Here is a 17,024-nt window from a genome sequence, read left to right on the forward strand (position 1 = left end):
AGCACGCGCGCGTTGTTCTGGTAGGAGCGCCGTCGACGCTATGCAGGAAGGCGGCGCTGGTTGACGGTATCTTCCCGTGGGAAAGAGGTTTCGGCCCCTTCTCCAGCAACACATGAACGAGCGCCATCAGGCACTTCGAGGATAGCCACATGACCGACCCCAACCGCGCCGATGCCCTGCTGGCCGACCTGCCTGCCATGGGCCGTGGCCGCCTCAAGGTTTTCCTCGGCGCCGCGCCGGGCGTCGGCAAGACCTACGCCATGCTCCTGGCCGCCCAGAGCCAGTTGCGCCAGGGCGTCAAGCTGCGCGTCGGCATCGTCGAGACCCACGGCCGCGCCGAAACCGAAGCACTGCTCGCCGGTCTGCCGCAGCAGGCGCTCAAGCGCTCTGTCTACCGTGGCATCACCCTCGAAGAAATGGACCTCGACGGCCTGCTCGCCGACCCGCCCACACTGGCGCTGGTGGACGAACTGGCCCACAGCAATGCACCCGGCAGCCGCCACGCCAAGCGCTGGCAGGACATCCAGGAGCTGCTTTCCGCCGGCATCGACGTCTACACCACGGTCAACGTCCAGCACCTGGAAAGCCTCAACGACCACGTCCGCGACATCACCGGCGTGCAGGTGCGCGAAACCGTGCCCGATTGGGTCCTGCAGGAAGCCTACGAACTGTTGCTGGTGGACCTGCCGCCGCGCGAACTGCTGGAGCGCCTGCGCGAGGGCAAGGTCTATGTGCCCGAGCAGGCGCGCGCCGCCATTGACGCCTTCTTCAGCCAGACCAACCTGACCGCGCTGCGCGAGCTGGCCATGCAGACGGCCGCCGCGCGGGTCGATGCCGACCTTGCCCATCGCTATCGCCAGCAGGGCGGCGAGGCGCCCGCCGTGCGTGGGCGCCTGCTGGTCGGCGTGGATGGCGAACACAACGCCGAACGCCTGGTGCGCCACGCCAGTCGCGTAGCTGAACGCCGGCACCTGCCCTGGTCGCTGGTGCATGTCGACACCGGCGAGGCGCGCAGCGAAGAGTCGCGCATGCAATTGCAGAGCGCCCAGCAACTCGCTGAGCGCCTGGGCGGCGATGTCGTCGAACTGCGCGGTGGCGAAGTCGCGCGAACCCTGGTCGAACATGCCAAGGAGCGTCGCGCCACGCTGTTGCTGGTTGGCCGTTCACGACAACGCTGGTATCGCCAGCTGTTCGGCGGCGGCCTTGCGGCGCGCCTGCTGCGCCTGGGCGGGGGGCTGGAAATCAGCGTGCTCGACAGCGAGGCCGATCTCACGCCACCCAAGGTTCGCGCGCAAACGCCCTGGCCCTGGGGCAATTACCTGCTCGCCGCGCTGGCCGCTGCCTGCGCCAGCGCGCTCGCCTGGGGCGTGGCCAGCATGCTGGAATTGCCCAACATCTCCCTGGTGTTCCTTGCCGCCGTGCTGCTGGTGGCGGTGCGCAGCAGCCTCGGCCCGGCGCTGGCCTGCGCGGTGCTGTCGTTCCTGGCCTACGACTTCCTGTTCATCCCGCCGCATTTCTCCTTCTCCATCCAGCGCGAAGAAGACGTGCTGACGCTGCTGTTCTTCCTGCTCATGGCCGGCCTCACTGGCAACCTTGCCGCCCGCCAGCGCCGGCAGCTGCAGGCGTTGCGTGAGACACAGGAAGAAACCAGCCAACTGCTCGACCTGTCGCGCAAGCTCACCGCCGCCACCGACCGCCAGGCGGTGATGACCGCCGCCGCGCAACAGCTGGGGGGCTGGGATGGGCTGGACATCTGCCTGCTCGGGCAGGTCAACCGCGAGTGGAAAGTCGAAGGAGGATTGAACCGGCCCTTCGACGACCAGGAGCGCGCCGCCGCCGACTGGGCCTGGCAGCACGACCAGCCCGCCGGGCTGGGCACCGGCACGCTGCCGGGTGGGCGCTGGTGGTGGTGGCCGCTGTTCGGCGAGGACGGCCCTTTGGCTCTGCTGGGTGTCAGCCCGCGCGACGGCCAGCCGCTGCCAGGCTCGCGCCGCCGCCTGCTCGCCGCCCTCGGCCAGCCGCTGGGGCAGGCCCTGGCCCGCGCGCGCCTGGCCGAAGACCTGGAAGCCGCGCGCCTGCACGGTGAAACCGAACAATTGCGCAGCGCGCTGCTGGCCTCGGTCAGCCATGACCTGCGCACGCCACTGACCTCCATGCGCGGCGCCATCGACAGCCTGCTGGCTCTGGGCGACGCGATCCCGCCACCAGACCGCCGCGAACTGCTGGAAAGCACCCGCGACGAGGCCGAACGCCTGGACCGCTATATCCAGAACCTGCTGGACATGACCCGGCTCGGTCATGGCGGCCTGAAGCTGTCGCGGGACTGGGTATCGCCCGGCGACATCGTCGGCAGCGCGCTCAATCGCCTGCGTGCCGTGGTCGCGCCGTATCACGTGGAAACCCGTGTGCCGCCGGAGTTGCCGCTGCTCTACGTACACGCCGCGCTGATCGAGCAGGCGCTGGTCAATGTGCTGGAAAACGCCGCACGCTTTTCGCCGCCACAGGGCCGCTTGCGCGTTGCAGTGGATTCTATCGAGGACGAGTTGCGCTTCTCGGTCAGCGACGAAGGGCCGGGCATTCCGCCGGCGGAGCGGGAGAAGATCTTCGACATGTTCTACACCGCCGCGCGCGGCGACCGTGGCGGGCAGGGCACCGGGCTGGGCCTGGCGATCTGCCAGGGCATGGTCGGCGCCCATGGTGGGCGCATCACGGTGGAAGACGGCATCGACGGCCGCGGCACGACCCTCGTGCTGCACCTGCCACTGCAGCAGCAGCCGGATATGGAGGAACTTGATGCTGCTGTCTGAAAGGCTCAAGCTGGACGCTTCCGCCAGCCAGCCCAACACCCCGATGAACGCCAGCGCCGCCACGATTCTGGTCGTCGACGACGAACCGCAGATCCGCAAGTTTCTCCGCATCAGCCTCAGCGCTGGCGGCTACAAGGTGCTGGAGGCCGGAACCGGTGAAGAAGGGCTGGCCCAGGCCGCGCTGGGCCGCCCGGACCTGGTGGTGCTCGACCTCGGCCTGCCGGACAAGGACGGCCAGGACGTGCTGCGTGAGCTGCGCGAATGGTCGCAGGTGCCGGTGCTGGTGCTGTCGGTGCGCGCCAGCGAAAGCGAGAAGGTGCTGGCGCTGGACAGCGGCGCCAACGACTACGTGACCAAGCCCTTCGGTATCCAGGAGTTTCTTGCGCGCATTCGTGTGTTGCTGCGCCAGGGTGGCAGTGGCGAGACGCAGGAGGCGGTGGTGGCGGTCGGGCCGCTGAGCGTGGATTTCTCCTACCGCCGGGTGCTGCTCGACGGTGACGAAGTCTCGCTGACGCGCAAGGAGTACGCGGTGCTTTCGACCCTCGCTCGGCACGTCGGGCGGGTGGTTACCCAGCAGCAATTGCTCAAGGATATCTGGGGGCCGACGCATACCGAGGACACGCATTACCTGCGGGTGGTGGTTGGGCATCTGCGGCAGAAGCTCGCTGACGATCCGGCGACACCGCGATTCATTGTTACTGAAGCCGGTGTCGGCTATCGGTTGCGCGACGCCTGATCGCGCGACGTACGTTCCCGCGTAGGAGCGGACTCCGTCCGCGATGTGTGTGCCTCGCACTGGGGTTTCCCGCGTCGCTTCGGCGTGCGCGCGGACTTCTTGTTTCGCCCCCTCGGGCGACCCACTTTGGCAAACGACCCAAAGTGGGCAAAGGTCTTGCCCCGGACATCCGGTTTTTCGCTTAGGCGAAAAATACCCTCGTTGAATCGAAGTTTCAGGGGCCCGCGGCGAAGGGCCATCCCTGGCCCATCGCCGCTCTCGCGACATCCATGTCGCTCAACCCCTGAAACTCCGCTTCAACGAGGCCTCCTGAACGGGGCCGTTCGGAGCGTGCGGATGTTTCTCTGGAAACCTTCAAAAATCCAGAGCCAGAGCGGGTCGGGTTTCTGTAGGAGCGAGCTTGCTCGCGAACCCGCACGGCACCGGATCAACCGGTCAATACGGATTCTCCGCCTCATACCGATCCAGCGTATCGCTGGCGATCTGCCGGCCGAGGGCGATGAGTTCCGGGGCCTTGTAGAACTCGAAGAAGCGGCACACGCGCTTGGGCACGTTGATCAGGATGTCCGGCGGGTAGCCGGCGATCTTGTACTGCGCCAGCGACGTCTGCATCACCTCGAAGCTCTGGTTCACCAGTTCCAGCAAGGAGGCCGGGCTGCTGCTGTCGATCACGTGGCTGCCGGTCGCGGAGCGTGGCGAGCCCTTGGCCTGCGGGGCGGCGGCGGGTTGCTGCATCTCCGGTTCGGCCGGTTCCTCGGAGGCGGCCGGGACGGGGTGGAGCAGGGCGTCGGCGATCAGCTCGGGTGGCGACTCGGACTCCCCTTTACGGAAGAAGCTCAGCTTGTTGGACAGCCCGGAGAGCACTGCGTCGAAGCGGCCTTTCAGGGCGGCGGGGCGCTCGATCACTGGCAGCGAATACTGGCGCTGGTTGGTGGCGTTGAGGTTGACCGCGACGATCAGGTCGGCGTGGGTCGAGACCACCGGGACAATGGGCAGCGGGTTGAGCAGGCCGCCGTCCACCAGCATGCGGGTGCCCTGCATGACCGGGGTGAACAGGCTGGGAATCGCCGCCGAGGCGCGCATGGCCTGGTGCAGGCAGCCTTCCTGGAACCAGATTTCCTGCTGGTTGGTCAGGTCGGTGGCGACCGCCGTGTAGGGGATCGGTAAGTCCTCGATATTGATCTCGCCGAGCAGCTCGTGAATCTTGCCGAACACCCGCTCGCCGCGGATCGCGCCGAGGCGGAAGCTGACGTCCAGCAGGCGTAGCACGTCGAGGTAGTCCAGGCTTTCCACCCAGTCGCGGTATTCGCCCAGTTTGCCGGCGGCGTAGATGCCGCCGATCACCGCGCCCATGGAGCAGCCGGCGATGCACACCACTTCATAGCCGCGCCGTTCGATCTCCTCGATTACGCCAATGTGCGCATAACCTCGGGCTCCGCCGGAGCCAAGCACCAGCGCAATCTGTTTTGACATAGGGCAACTCCGCGTTACGAACTGCCCGACGATACGCCGGGCACACCGGTCGAGCCAAGCCGGGCTTTGCTAGAATCGGCGTTTGATTTCCCTGCCGGAGCCTCCCGATGAGCGAACCGATCCGCCTGACCCAGTACAGCCATGGTGCCGGTTGCGGCTGCAAGATTTCCCCCAAGGTGCTGGAGGTGATCCTCGCCGGCAGCGGCGCGCAGAACCTCGACCCGAAGCTGTGGGTCGGCAACGCCTCGCGCGATGACGCTGCGGTTTACGCTATCGACGCCGAGCGCGGCGTGGTGTCCACCACCGACTTTTTCATGCCGATCGTCGACGATCCCTTCGATTTCGGCCGTATCGCTGCCACCAACGCGATCAGTGACATTTACGCCATGGGCGGTGACCCGCTGATGGCGATCGCCATTCTCGGCTGGCCGGTGAACGTGCTGGCGCCGGAAATCGCCCGTGAAGTGATCGCCGGTGGCCGCAAGGTCTGCGACGAAGCCGGTATCCCGCTGGCCGGCGGGCATTCCATCGACGCGCCCGAGCCGATCTTCGGCCTGGCCGTCACCGGGCTGGTGGAGAAGCGCTTCATGAAGCGCAACGACACCGCCACCGCCGGCTGCAAGCTATACCTGACCAAGCCGCTGGGCATCGGCATCCTCACCACCGCCGAGAAGAAGGCCAAGCTGCGCGCCGAAGACGTGGGCGTCGCCCGCGACTGGATGTGCACCCTGAACAAACCCGGCGCGCGCTTCGGCAAGCTCGACGGCGTGAAGGCAATGACCGACGTCACCGGCTTCGGTCTGCTCGGCCACCTGGTGGAAATGGCCGACGGTAGCGGGCTGACCGCTCGCGTGCGCTACGACGCCGTACCGCGCCTGGCCAGCGTCGAGCATTACCTGGAAGCCGGCTGCGTGCCCGGCGGCACCCTGCGCAATTTCGACAGCTACGGCGAACGCATTGCGCCGCTGCCCGAGCTGCACAAGCTGCTGCTGTGCGACCCGCAGACCAGTGGCGGCCTGCTGGTGGCAGTGGAGCCGGAGGGAGAAACGCAATTCCTCGCCACGGCGAAGGAGCTGGGCATGGACCTGGCGCCCATCGGCGAACTGGTTGGCCGACAGCGCCACGCGGTCGAGGTGGAGTGATGCGCGACAACACCCGCCACTACCGCGAGCTGTTCCTCGGCGATGTGAAGATGATGGACGTGCGCGCCCCGGTCGAATTCGGCAAGGGCGCCTTCCCCAATGTGATCAACCTGCCGCTGATGAACGACATCGAGCGGCAGAAGGTCGGCACCAGCTATAAGCAGAACGGCCAGCAGGCGGCCATTGCTCTGGGCCACGAACTGGTCTGCGGCCAGATCAAGGCCGAGCGGATCGAAGCCTGGGCAAACTTCGCCAAGGCCAACCCCGAGGGCTACCTGTACTGCTTCCGCGGTGGCCTGCGCTCGCAGATCACCCAGCAGTGGCTGAAGACCGAGGCTGGCATCGACTACCCGCGCGTAGTGGGTGGCTACAAGGCGATGCGCGGCTTCCTCTTCGACACCACCCGCGCCGCCACCGAGGAATGTCAGTTCGTGCTGGTGGGCGGCCTGACCGGCACCGGCAAGACCGAGGTCATCGCCCAACTGGCCAACAGCCTGGACCTTGAAGGCCACGCCAACCACCGCGGCTCTGCCTTCGGCCGCCGCGCCACGCCGCAGCCGGCGCAGATCGACTTCGAGAACCGCCTGGCCATCGACATCCTGAAGAAGCGCCACGCCGGCATGGAGCAGTTCGTGCTGGAGGATGAGGGCCGCATCGTTGGCAGCTGTTCGGTGCCGCTGGAGCTGTACCAGGGCATGCAGCACTACCCGCTGGTGTGGCTGGAGGACAGCTTCGAGCAGCGCGTGGAGCGCATCCTCAAGGACTACGTGGTGAACCTGTGCGCTGATCATGTCCAGGTGGTGGGCGAGGAGGGCGGGTTCGACTCCTTCGCGGCTTACCTGCGCAAGAGCCTGTCGGGCATCGTCAAGCGGCTGGGCGGCGAGCGCTACCAGCGCCTGGCAGCGATCATGGACGAAGCCCTGGAAGAGCAGAAGCGCAGCGGTGCGGTGGACCTGCACCGGGGCTGGATCGAGGGCCTGCTGGGCGAATACTACGACCCGATGTATGCCTTCCAGCGCGAGAGCAAGGGCGAGCGCGTGGAGTTCCGCGGGACGCAGGACGAAGTGGTGGAGTACCTGCGCTTCCGCGCCGAGCGCTAGCTCTTTGTAGGCGCGAGCTTGCTCGCGAAGCCGTTTGAACCGCTGCGGGCCTGACGACATCGCGGACTCCATCCGCGATGTCGTCAGGCCCGCAGCGGAGCAATCATTTCTCACCGGCTCTTGCCGTCGTACTCCTTCACCGTCAGCCCGGCGAGTTCTACACCCGGCAGGCAGCGCACATTGATCGCCGCCATTGGCGTGCCATCCGGCGCGCTGGCGTAGGCCAGCGGTGCGCAGCCGCAGGTGGGGCAGAAGCGATGCTCGATGCGATGGGTGTTGAACGTATAGGTGCTCATCGCACTCTCAGGAGTCGTCAGCTTCAGCTTGCCGCGCGGCACGAACCAGAGCAGCGAGCCCTTGCGTCGGCAGATCGAGCAGTTGCATGACACAACCTCACCGACATCCCCTTCCACTTCGAACGCGATCTGCCCGCAATGGCAACTGCCCTGATGCACCATGATCCTTCTCCTGTCGGGATATCCCGTGGTCAAACAGTGTAGTAGTCGCTTGAACGCCATCCGTCCGATGGCATACTGCGGCGCCATCCGGCAGGCCCCTGCGCCGCGTTCTAAGCTGGATTCACCGCGAATATTCCCAGGAGTTCCGTCATGCCGCGCATTCCCCTGATCATCGCCCTGGCGCTGGCCGTCGCTGGCTGCTCGGGCAAGACCGTCAACCGCGACAGCTGCGCCTCGCAACTGGATGCCGCCTGGCACGAACTGGACCTGGCCAAGGCCGAAGGCTTCGCCGGCACCGTCAGCTACTCCAAGGCCCTGGGCCTGCTGACCGCTGCCAAGACTCAGCAGCAGGTCGAGGCGTACACCGGTTGCTCTGACAAGGCCAGCCGTGCGCGTTTCTACATCAAGGAATCCCGCGCCGGCCGCTGAGCCGCGCACCGCCGGGCCGCCTGGCGCGGTCCGCGTCTTCCCACCGATTTGTCCGGATCTGCCCATGCAACTCGACTTCACTCAACTGTCCAAGGCCGAGGCTTATCGCTGGCTGGCTTCCACCGTCACGCCGCGCCCCATCGCCTGGGTCTCCACGCTGTCGAAAGAGGGGCAAAGCAACCTCGCGCCGTTCAGCTTCTTCCAGGTCATCAGCGATTCGCCGCCGACCCTGCTGGTCAACACCAGCGTGCGCGACGACGGCAGCGTCAAGGACACCTTGCGCAACGTGCGCGAGACCGGCGAGCTGGTGATCCACCTGGTCAGCGCCGCGCAGGCCGAGGCCATGAACGCCACCGCCGCCTGGCTGCCCCACGGCGTTAGCGAGATCGAGCACGCCAGCATCGCCACGGTGCCCAGCGAGCGTGTTGCTCCACCTCGCGTCGTGGGCGCGCCGGTGGCCTTCGAATGCCAGTTGGCGGAAATCATGCCGTACCCGGCGGAAAATCCCTCGAGCATGCTGATCTTCGCCCACGTGCTACTGGCGCATATCGACGATGCGGTGATGCAGGACGAACGCCATATCGACCCGGCGCGGCTGGACCTGGTGGGCCGTCTGGGCGGCACCCAGTACAGCTACACCCGTGACACCTTCAGCATGATTTGCCCGAAGTAGGGCTGCCCGCCTGGCGCTGCGCCGTCAGGCAAATTCCAGCTCCAGGCCGAGTTGCCAGCGGATGTCGCCGAGGCGCGCCTCGTCCAGCCGCTCGCCGAGGGCGAAGAGTTCCGAGAGCAATTCGTCGCGGCGGGTGAATTCCAGCGTACTGCCGTGAACCAGGCTGACGACGACCTGTACCAGGCGCCAGCCGGCCTGCGCCTCGAACCAGCAGTCCAGCCATTCGCCCTTGCTCTCGTCGTAGGTCTGCGGGCAGACGAAATGTCGAATCGGCAGATGCCCGCGCGTGAGCAGCAGGGGGTCGAGGCGGCGTTGCTCGCGGTACAACTCCGGCAGGTAGAGTTCGTCGGCGAATCCCGTCAGCGGGCGCTGCAGGACCAGTTGGTAGAAGGCATTCATCCGCGCACCTGGAGTGGAAGGGCAAGGGGCGGAATCTGAACGGTCGGGCAGGCAGGTCGCTGTCGGCGATTTCCGTATCCGTGCCAGGAAAGTTCTGTTCAGTGTTCTGGATACGACCTCCACGTATCCCTGCGCAGCATCACCGTGCCATCACCGTCGCGCCCTCTATCCAGTCGATGGGCAGCGCTCCTAATGTTCCGCCCACAAGCACCGATAACGAGCAGGAGACCTACGAGGATTTCCTGCAACGCCATTGCGGATGGGGGGAGTAGCCATGGTTGCCTTCGTGCAGCGTCGTCTGGCCGACATGGGCACGGCGAAGAAACTGGCCATCGGCTTCGGCCTGGTGCTGTTGCTCACGGCGCTGGTGGCGGTCATCGGCGTGACGTCGTTGCGCGCCATTTCCCAGCGCTTCGACCTGCTCGGCGACATGTCGACCATCAACCGCGAACTGCTGGAGATGCGCCAGAGCGAGAAGGATTTCGTCATCGACGCCAGCGATGCTTCCGCCAAGCGCCTGCGCGAGCACGCCGGCAATCTCGGCGAGGCGGTGACGCGGCTCAAGGCCCGGCCGGACCAGGCGGCAGCCATGGCCCGGGTGGAGCAGGGCATCGCCGATTACCTGGCGGCATTCGAGAAGTTCGAGAAGTCCAGCAAGAGCCGGCGGCTGTCGCTGGACGCCGCCACCTGGTCGGTGAACGGTGCCTCCAACAGCCTGGACATCCTGCAATCCAGCCTGGCCGATGACGGCGCCTACGAACTCAAGGAATCCCAGGGCCAGAAGGGTGAGGAGTTGCTGCAGCAGGCCGCACAGGTCAGCCAGCTCTACCGTCTGGTGCTGCAGGGCCTGAACGAGGCGCGCTCGCGCATGGAGGCCGGCGGCGAGAGCGGCGAGAAGGCCGAGGGAGGGCGCATAAAGTCCGCCGCCGAGGCGCTGGAACTGTCCGCCAAGCTGCAGGAGGCCATCACCGATCCAACCTACGTCTCGGTGCTCAAGGACGTCATCACCAACATCAACGCCTTCGTCGAGAAGCTCGACGAATACACCGCCAGCCTCGAGCAGGAAAAACAGGTCCACGCGCAGATGAACGACCGCGCGGCCCAGGTCATGCAGCAGGTCGATGACGCCTATGCGGCGCAACGGGCGGCCATGCAGACCCAGCTGCGCACCAATACGCTGCTGATCGTCGCTTCGGCGGCGCTGGCGCTACTGGTGGGCGCACTGGCTTCGCTGCTGATCACCTGGATGATCGTGCGGCCGCTGCGCCAGGTCATCGGCATGGCCAGCCGCATCGCCGAGGGTGATCTGAGCGTGAGCATCGAGGTGCGGCGCAAGGACGAAGTCGGCCAACTGATGGGCGCGGTGGGCAGCATGGCCGACAGCCTGCGCGGCATTGTCAGCCGGCTCAGCGATGGCGTAGGGCAGATCACCGCGTCGGCGCAGGCGCTTTCCAGTGTCACCGAGCGCACCCAGCACGGGGTGAACTCGCAGAAGGCCGAGACCGACCAGGTTGCCACGGCGATGAACCAGATGGCGGCCACCGTGCATGATGTCGCGCGCAACGCCGAGGAAGCCGCCAGTTCCGCCGAACAGGCCGATGGCAAGGTCGCCAGCGGGCAGGATGTGGTGCGCCAGACCCTTGGCCGTATCGAGCAACTGGCCGACGCCGTGCGCGCGGCCACCGAAAGCATCGAGCAGCTCGGCCGCGAGAGCCAGAGCATCGGCAGCGTGCTGGTGGTAATCAAGAATGTCGCCGAGCAGACCAACCTGCTGGCGCTCAACGCCGCCATCGAGGCGGCGCGGGCCGGCGAGCAGGGCCGGGGCTTTGCCGTGGTGGCCGATGAGGTGCGGGCGCTGGCGCGGCGCACCCAGCAGTCCACCGCCGAAATCGAGACGCTGATCGCCGCCCTGCAGAGCGGCGCGACCACGTCGGTACAGCGTATGCAGCGCAGTCACACGCTGGTTGAGATGACCGTGGGTGACGCGGTACAGACCGAGGCCGCGCTGGGCAACATCGCCTCGGCGGTGGCGGTGATCCACCAGATGAACCAGCAGATCGCCGCCGCTTCCGAACAGCAGAGCGCGGTCGCCGAGGAGATCAGCCGCAGCGTCACCAGCATCCGTGGCATCGCCGACGAATCGGCGCAGGCCATGGAGTCCACCGCATCATCCAGCGTCGAGCTGGCGCAGCTCAGCCGCGAGCTACAGGGGCTGGTGGGGCAGTTCCGGCTGTGACGCCGCCGCGGCGCGCTCGGCCGCTTCCTGCTCGCGCTTGCGCTGCTGGTGCCAGCGTCGGTAGGCGTTGACGCCCGCACGCACGGAGCTGAACACCAGCGGCGGCTTCACCTCGCCCAGCAGTTGCGAGCGCTTGAGCAGGGCCAGCGTTTCGCCGGTGACCCGCGCCAGTGACAGGTAAACGCCCTGGGCCTCGAGGGTCTGCTGCACTTCGCGTAGCGTGGTCAGGCCGCTGATGTCCAGGTTGAGGATGCCTTCGGCGTTGAGCAGCACGGCGCGGGCGTTCGGCGTCTGGGCCACCACCTCGAGAATGCGTTGCTTGAAGTAGTCGGCATTGAAGAACAGGATCGGCGCGTCGAAGCGGTAGATCACCAGCCCCGGCAAGGTGCGCGCGTTGGGGTATTGCTCGATCTCCACCTGGCCGTCGATGCCATGCACCCAGCCCATCACCGCGTCGTGCGGGCGATAGGTGAGATAGAGCAGGCGCAGCAGGGCCAGCATGATGGCGACGAAGATGCCCGGCAGCACGCCGACGCTGAGCACGCCGACCGTGGTCAGCACGCACAGGCCGAACTCGAACCGGCTCAGCGCCCAGAAACCGCGCAGTGCGCGGAAGTCGATCAGGCCCCAGCCGGCCATCAGCAGCACCGCGCCCAGCGCCGGCATCGGCACCCAGCCCAGCGGCTTGCTGAACAGCAGCAGGACCAGGCCGATCACCAGGGCGGCGACCACGCCGACCATCTGGCTCTTGCCGCCGACCATGTCGTTCACCGCGGTACGCGAGTCGGCGCCGCTGATGACGAAGCCCTGGGAAATCCCCGCACCGATGTTGGCCATGCCCAGCGCCATGAACTCGTGGTTGGCGTCGATGGCATAGCCGTGGCGGGCGGCGAAGCTGCGCGCGGTGAGCATCGCGCTGCAGAAGCTGACGATGGTGATGCCCATGGCATCGCGGAACAGGCTGCCGGCCTCTTCGACGCTGGTCTTCGGCCAGGTCAGGTGGGGCAGGCCTTGCGGCACCTCGCCCAGCAGCTTGATGCCGTACTGGTCCAGGCCGAACACGGCGGCGATGACCGAGGCGAACAACACGCCGATCAGCGCGCCGGGAATCTTCGGGTAGCGACGTGGTAACAGGATCATCAGCGCCAGGGTGCCGACGCCCAGCGCCAGCGTCGGCAGGTGCGTATCGGCGAGGTTGCGGATCAGCGCGATCAGGCCGCGGACGAAACCGCTGGTCTCGCTGTGGTAGCCGAGGATCTTGCCGAGCTGGCCGGCGATCAGGCTCAGGCCGATACCGTTGAGGTAACCCACCAGCGTCGGCCGCGACAGGAAGCTGGCGACGAATCCCGCACGTGCAAAGCCGGCGGCGATGGACAGCGCGCCCACCAGCACCGCGACGATCATCGACAGTTGCAGCAGCCGCTCCGGGTTGCCTGCCGCCAGCGGCGTGATGGCCGCCGCGACCATGGCGGCGGTGGCGGCATCGGGGCCGACCATCAGTTGCCGCGAGCTGCCGACGATGGCGTAGATCAGCATCGGCAGGATGCAGGCGTAGAGCCCGACCTGCGGCGGAAAGCCGATGATCTGCGAGTACGCAATGGCAGTGGGAATCTGCACCGCAGCCACCGACAGGCCGGCCTGGATATCGCGCGGCAGCCAGTCGGAACGGTAGTGCAGCAGGCTGTCCAGACCGGGCAGCCAGCGGGCGAGGGACATCGGGGATCTTCCTTGGAATCGGCCAAGGGAAATCCTAGCTGGAAAGGCGCCTCAGAGCTTGTCGGAAATCATCGAGATAGAGCGCAGAAAGCCAGGCCAGCTTCTGCAGGCAACTTCAGTGCTGGGTTTACCCCTCACCCCAACCCTCGGCTTTGGCATCCTGCGTCGCCCTGCCTCCTGCATCCATGCAGTCGTCTCCCAGAGGGCTGATGCGGCTGTTTCATCCTGCACCGATCAATCCCCTCTCCCTCGGGGGGCCAGGGCGGCGCTGTTGATCCTGTAGGACCGAGGGGGACGCCTAGTCCTTGCTCGCGAACGCTCTTGCCGGCGACATCGGTGCCGGGCGGGTTCGCGAGCAAGCTCGCTCCTGCAAGAGGGTGGCACTGGTCGTCAGACCTTCAGCACCAGCTTGCCGAAGTTCTCGCCGCTGAACAGCTTGGCCAGGGTCTCGGGGAAGGTTTCCAGGCCCTCGACGATATCTTCCTTCGATTTCAGCTTGCCTTCGCTGATCCAGGTCGCCATGTCCTTGAAGCCTTCCTGGAAGAGGTGGGCGTAGTCCATCACCACCATGCCCTCCATGCGCGCGCGGTTGACCAGCAGCGACAGGTAGTTGGCCGGGCCGCGCACGGCTTCCTTGTTGTTGTACTGGCTTATCGCGCCGCAGATCACCACGCGTGCCTTGGGCGCCAGGCGGGCCAGCACGGCGTCGAGGATGTCGCCGCCGACGTTGTCGAAGAACACGTTCACGCCCTTGGGGCACTCGCGCTTGAGGCCGGCGTTGACGTCCTCGGCCTTGTAGTCGATGGCGCCGTCGAAGCCCAGTTCATCGATCAGGTAGCGGCACTTGTCGGCGCCCCCGGCGATGCCGACCACGCGGCAGCCCTTGATCTTGGCGATCTGCCCGACCACGCTGCCCACCGCGCCGGCGGCGCCGGAGACGACCACGGTGTCACCGGCCTGGGGCAGGCCGACGTCAAGGAAGCCGAAGTAGGCGGTCATGCCGGTCATGCCCAGCGCCGAGAGGTAGAGCGGCAGCGGCGCGCGCTGGCTGTCGACCTTGTAGAAACCCTTCGGCTCGCCGAGGAAGTAATCCTGCACGCCGAGGGCGCCGTTCACCTCGTCGCCGACCTTGAAGTCGGGGTGCTGCGAGGCGACCACCTTGCCCACGCCGAGGGCGCGCATCACGTCACCGATGGCCACCGGGGCGATATAGGACTTGGCATCGTTCATCCAGCCGCGCATGGCCGGGTCCAGCGACAGGTACTGGTTCTGCACCAGGATCTGCCCCGGACCGGGCTCGCCGACCGGGGTTTCCACGTAGGCGAAGGTGTCGCGGGTGGCGGCGCCGACCGGGCGCTGGGCGAGCTGAAACTGGCGGTTGATCTGGGCAGACATGGCAATGGACTCAGTCAGTGGGAAAGCCTAGGTGATAGTCCGCCTGCCGCGCCGGGGCAAGTTCCGTCCGCCGGAGGAATGTTCGCCCATCGGTTCCAGTGATCCGGATTTGCAGGAATCATCATTGCCATGGATGCAGGAACGTCGCCCCGCCTGATAGTGCTTCGCGCCGCTGGAGCGCTGGCTAGACTGCGACGGTTATTTCCCAAACCGCTTCGAGGTTCGCTCATGAGTCAGCTGCTTTCCGGCCAGGTTGCCCTGGTCACTGGCGCCGGTAACGGTATCGGCCGCGCCACCGCCCAGGCCTTCGCCCAGCAGGGCGTGAAGGTCGTGGTTTCCGACGTCGACGCCAAGGGCGGCGAAGCTACCGTCGAGCTGATCCGCGCCGCCGGTGGCGAGGCCACCTTCATCCGTTGCGACGTGACCCGCGATGCTGAGGTCAAGGCGCTGGTGGAAGGCACCGTGGCCGCCTACGGTCGCCTGGACTACGCCTTCAACAATGCCGGCATCGAGATCGAGAAGGGCAAGCTGGCCGACGGCGAGGAGAGCGAGTTCGACGCCATCATGGGCGTCAACGTGAAGGGCGTCTGGCTGTGCATGAAGCACCAGATTCCGGTGATGCTGGAGCAGGGTGGCGGCGCCATCGTCAACACCGCCTCCGTGGCCGGCCTGGGCGCTGCGCCGAAAATGAGCATCTACGCCGCCTCCAAGCATGCGGTGATCGGCCTGACCAAGTCCGCCGCCATCGAGTACGCGAAGAAGAAAATCCGCGTCAACGCCGTCTGCCCGGCGGTGATCGACACCGACATGTTCCGTCGCGCCTACGAGGCCGACCCGAAGAAGGCCGAGTTCGCCGCTGCCATGCACCCGGTGGGTCGCGTCGGTCGCGTCGAGGAAATCGCCAGCGCGGTGCTGTACCTGTGCAGCGACCACGCCGGCTTCACCACGGGCATCGCGCTGCCGGTGGATGGCGGGGCCACGGCGATCTGATCGTCTCGGGGGAGCGGTGTGCTCGAGTGTTCCCTCTCCCCAACCCTCTCCCTGAAGGGAGAGGGGGCTGTTCGGCATGCGGGTGACACGCCTGTTTAGCCGGCTCGTCCCCCGTTTCATGTAACCGAAACGGTGTCAGGTGAGCGACGAACTGAATGTGGCGGAGGACGAATCCCTCTCCCTTCAGGGAGAGGGTGTTCCCAGTCCTATTACTTCATGAATCACCTGTAGGAGCGCATTTACCAGCCGATTCGGCGCTGGGCGGTTCGCGAGCAAGCTCGCTCCTACAAAAAGCGTACCCGCCGACGATCCCGACCCGTTCGCTACAAGTCTTTGCATTCTGTTACAGGATGAAGTGGTTTTGGCCTGCAAGGCCAGTTACAAGCGCCCAAGAGGCCGAAACAATCGGCCCACCCCAGTTGGAGAATAATGACAATGACCAACGATCCCTTGCTGACGCTTTTCATGCCCATCGCCCTGGGCATCATCATGCTGGGCCTCGGCCTGTCCCTGACCGTCGCCGACTTCGCCCGCGTGGTGCGCTATCCCAAGCCGGTGCTCATCGGCCTGGTCTGCCAGATCATCCTGCTGCCCCTGGCGTGCTTCCTCATTACCGTCGGCTTTGCCCTCGAGGCCGCGCTGGCGGTGGGCATGATGCTGCTCGCCGCGTCCCCCGGCGGCACCACCGCGAACCTCTACAGCCACCTGGCCCACGGTGACGTGGCGCTGAACATCACGCTGACCGCGGTGAACTCGGTGATCGCCATCCTCACCATGCCGCTGATCGTCAACATGTCGCTGCTGTACTTCATGAACGACGGCCAGACCATTCCGCTGCAATTCGGCAAGGTGCTGCAGGTGTTTGTCATCGTCCTGGGACCGGTCGCCATCGGCATGATCGTGCGGCGCCTGCTGCCGAGCGTGGCGGCGGCGCTGCAGAAGCCGGTGAAGATCCTCTCGGCGCTGCTGCTGGCGGTGATCATCGGCGTGGCCGTGACCAAGGACTGGCAGACCTTCCTGACCTACGCCCCCATCGTTGGCGCGGCCGCCCTGAGCTTCAACCTGCTGAGCCTCGCCGTGGGCTACTGGGTGCCACGCCTGCTCAAGCTGTCCAAGCCGCAGTCCATCGCCATCGGCATGGAGATCGGCATCCACAACGGCACCCTGGCCATTGCCCTGGCGCTCAGCCCGATGCTGCTGAACAACAGCACCATGGCGATTCCGGCGGCGATCTACGGCGTGCTGATGTTCTTCACCGCCGGTCTGTTCGGCTGGTGGGTCAGCCGCGGCGTGGCGAAGACAGCCGCGGAGCAGGCGCCCGCCTGATCCGCTACCGCACCCGCCATGCGCATGATTCGCGCATGGCGCGCTCCCGCCAGCGGGTGTCCATTGTTCTCGTGAACGCAGGAGCGGACTCCGTCCGCGATTGTTTTCCCGTCGCTCCTACGCCATACCGCTGCCTGACTCCGA

General features: G+C 66.3%; 14 protein-coding genes and 1 pseudogene. 10 read left to right on the forward strand and 5 right to left on the reverse strand.

Going from position 1 to position 17,024, the window contains the following annotated elements:
- The first annotated feature begins 149 nt into the window (after nucleotides 1–149).
- Both RS899_RS06080 and RS899_RS06085 read left to right on the forward strand, forming a co-directional pair.
- Nucleotides 150–2,807: a sensor histidine kinase KdpD gene (locus RS899_RS06080; protein WP_315809352.1), complete on the forward strand. Its 2,658-nt coding sequence runs from the start codon at nucleotides 150–152 to the stop codon at nucleotides 2,805–2,807.
- Nucleotides 2,808–2,850: 43 nt separating this feature from the next.
- The gene (locus RS899_RS06085; protein ID WP_315810405.1) at nucleotides 2,851–3,543 is read left to right on the forward strand and encodes a response regulator; all 693 of its coding nucleotides are present in this window, start codon (nucleotides 2,851–2,853) and stop codon (nucleotides 3,541–3,543) included.
- 435 nt (nucleotides 3,544–3,978) lie between these two features.
- Here the strand turns inward: RS899_RS06085 and RS899_RS06090 are convergent, their stop codons facing one another.
- On the reverse strand, nucleotides 3,979–5,016 hold the full coding sequence (locus RS899_RS06090) for a patatin-like phospholipase family protein (RefSeq protein WP_315809353.1): 1,038 nt from the start codon (nucleotides 5,014–5,016) through the stop codon (nucleotides 3,979–3,981).
- A gap of 107 nt (nucleotides 5,017–5,123) precedes the next feature.
- On the opposite strand from RS899_RS06090, the gene selD reads away from it, so the two are divergent.
- Nucleotides 5,124–6,158 (forward strand): selenide, water dikinase SelD, encoded by a 1,035-nt coding sequence (selD, locus tag RS899_RS06095; protein ID WP_315809354.1) that lies wholly within the window; start codon nucleotides 5,124–5,126, stop codon nucleotides 6,156–6,158.
- Nucleotides 6,158–7,258, forward strand: coding sequence for a tRNA 2-selenouridine(34) synthase MnmH (mnmH, locus tag RS899_RS06100; RefSeq protein ID WP_315809355.1), 1,101 nt, complete (start codon nucleotides 6,158–6,160; stop codon nucleotides 7,256–7,258). Before selD ends, mnmH begins: the two co-directional genes overlap by 1 nt.
- Nucleotides 7,259–7,368: 110 nt before the next feature.
- Here the strand turns inward: mnmH and RS899_RS06105 are convergent, their stop codons facing one another.
- Nucleotides 7,369–7,716, reverse strand: coding sequence for a GFA family protein (locus RS899_RS06105; protein ID WP_054908434.1), 348 nt, complete (start codon nucleotides 7,714–7,716; stop codon nucleotides 7,369–7,371).
- A 150-nt stretch (nucleotides 7,717–7,866) separates the two neighbouring features.
- Between RS899_RS06105 and RS899_RS06110 the strand changes: the two genes are divergently transcribed.
- Both RS899_RS06110 and RS899_RS06115 read left to right on the forward strand, forming a co-directional pair.
- A complete protein-coding gene (locus RS899_RS06110; RefSeq protein WP_024767322.1) occupies nucleotides 7,867–8,145 on the forward strand; it encodes a hypothetical protein in 279 nt (92 codons plus the stop codon).
- 64 nt (nucleotides 8,146–8,209) lie between these two features.
- Nucleotides 8,210–8,818 carry a flavin reductase family protein gene (locus tag RS899_RS06115; RefSeq protein WP_315809356.1) on the forward strand — a complete coding sequence of 203 codons (609 nt, stop codon included), beginning with the start codon at nucleotides 8,210–8,212 and terminating at the stop codon, nucleotides 8,816–8,818.
- 24 nt (nucleotides 8,819–8,842) lie between these two features.
- Here the strand turns inward: RS899_RS06115 and RS899_RS06120 are convergent, their stop codons facing one another.
- Nucleotides 8,843–9,217 (reverse strand): hypothetical protein, encoded by a 375-nt coding sequence (locus tag RS899_RS06120; RefSeq protein ID WP_315809357.1) that lies wholly within the window; start codon nucleotides 9,215–9,217, stop codon nucleotides 8,843–8,845.
- A gap of 1,279 nt (nucleotides 9,218–10,496) precedes the next feature.
- Here RS899_RS06120 and RS899_RS30770 point away from each other — a divergent pair.
- Nucleotides 10,497–10,547 (forward strand): annotated as a pseudogene (locus tag RS899_RS30770) (hypothetical protein); the annotation flags it as partial.
- Nucleotides 10,548–10,748: 201 nt separating this feature from the next.
- Nucleotides 10,749–11,453: a methyl-accepting chemotaxis protein gene (locus RS899_RS30775; protein WP_409978073.1), complete on the forward strand. Its 705-nt coding sequence runs from the start codon at nucleotides 10,749–10,751 to the stop codon at nucleotides 11,451–11,453.
- Here the strand turns inward: RS899_RS30775 and RS899_RS06130 are convergent.
- Both RS899_RS06130 and RS899_RS06135 read right to left on the reverse strand, forming a co-directional pair.
- Entirely contained in the window at nucleotides 11,421–13,169 is a 1,749-nt protein-coding gene (locus RS899_RS06130; protein WP_315809359.1) for a SulP family inorganic anion transporter, read from the reverse strand. The genes RS899_RS30775 and RS899_RS06130 overlap by 33 nt on opposite strands.
- A gap of 390 nt (nucleotides 13,170–13,559) precedes the next feature.
- The gene (locus RS899_RS06135; protein WP_315809360.1) at nucleotides 13,560–14,564 is read right to left on the reverse strand and encodes an NADP-dependent oxidoreductase; all 1,005 of its coding nucleotides are present in this window, start codon (nucleotides 14,562–14,564) and stop codon (nucleotides 13,560–13,562) included.
- 228 nt (nucleotides 14,565–14,792) lie between these two features.
- On the opposite strand from RS899_RS06135, the gene RS899_RS06140 reads away from it, so the two are divergent.
- Entirely contained in the window at nucleotides 14,793–15,554 is a 762-nt protein-coding gene (locus RS899_RS06140) for an SDR family oxidoreductase (RefSeq protein WP_024765409.1), read from the forward strand.
- Between the two features lie 435 nt (nucleotides 15,555–15,989).
- On the forward strand, nucleotides 15,990–16,880 hold the full coding sequence (locus RS899_RS06145; protein WP_024765410.1) for a bile acid:sodium symporter family protein: 891 nt from the start codon (nucleotides 15,990–15,992) through the stop codon (nucleotides 16,878–16,880).
- Nucleotides 16,881–17,024: the final 144 nt, after the last annotated feature.

This window comes from Pseudomonas sp. C9-3 (genome assembly GCF_032392015.1).
GTDB classification, from domain to species: Bacteria; Pseudomonadota; Gammaproteobacteria; order Pseudomonadales; family Pseudomonadaceae; genus Pseudomonas; species Pseudomonas nitroreducens.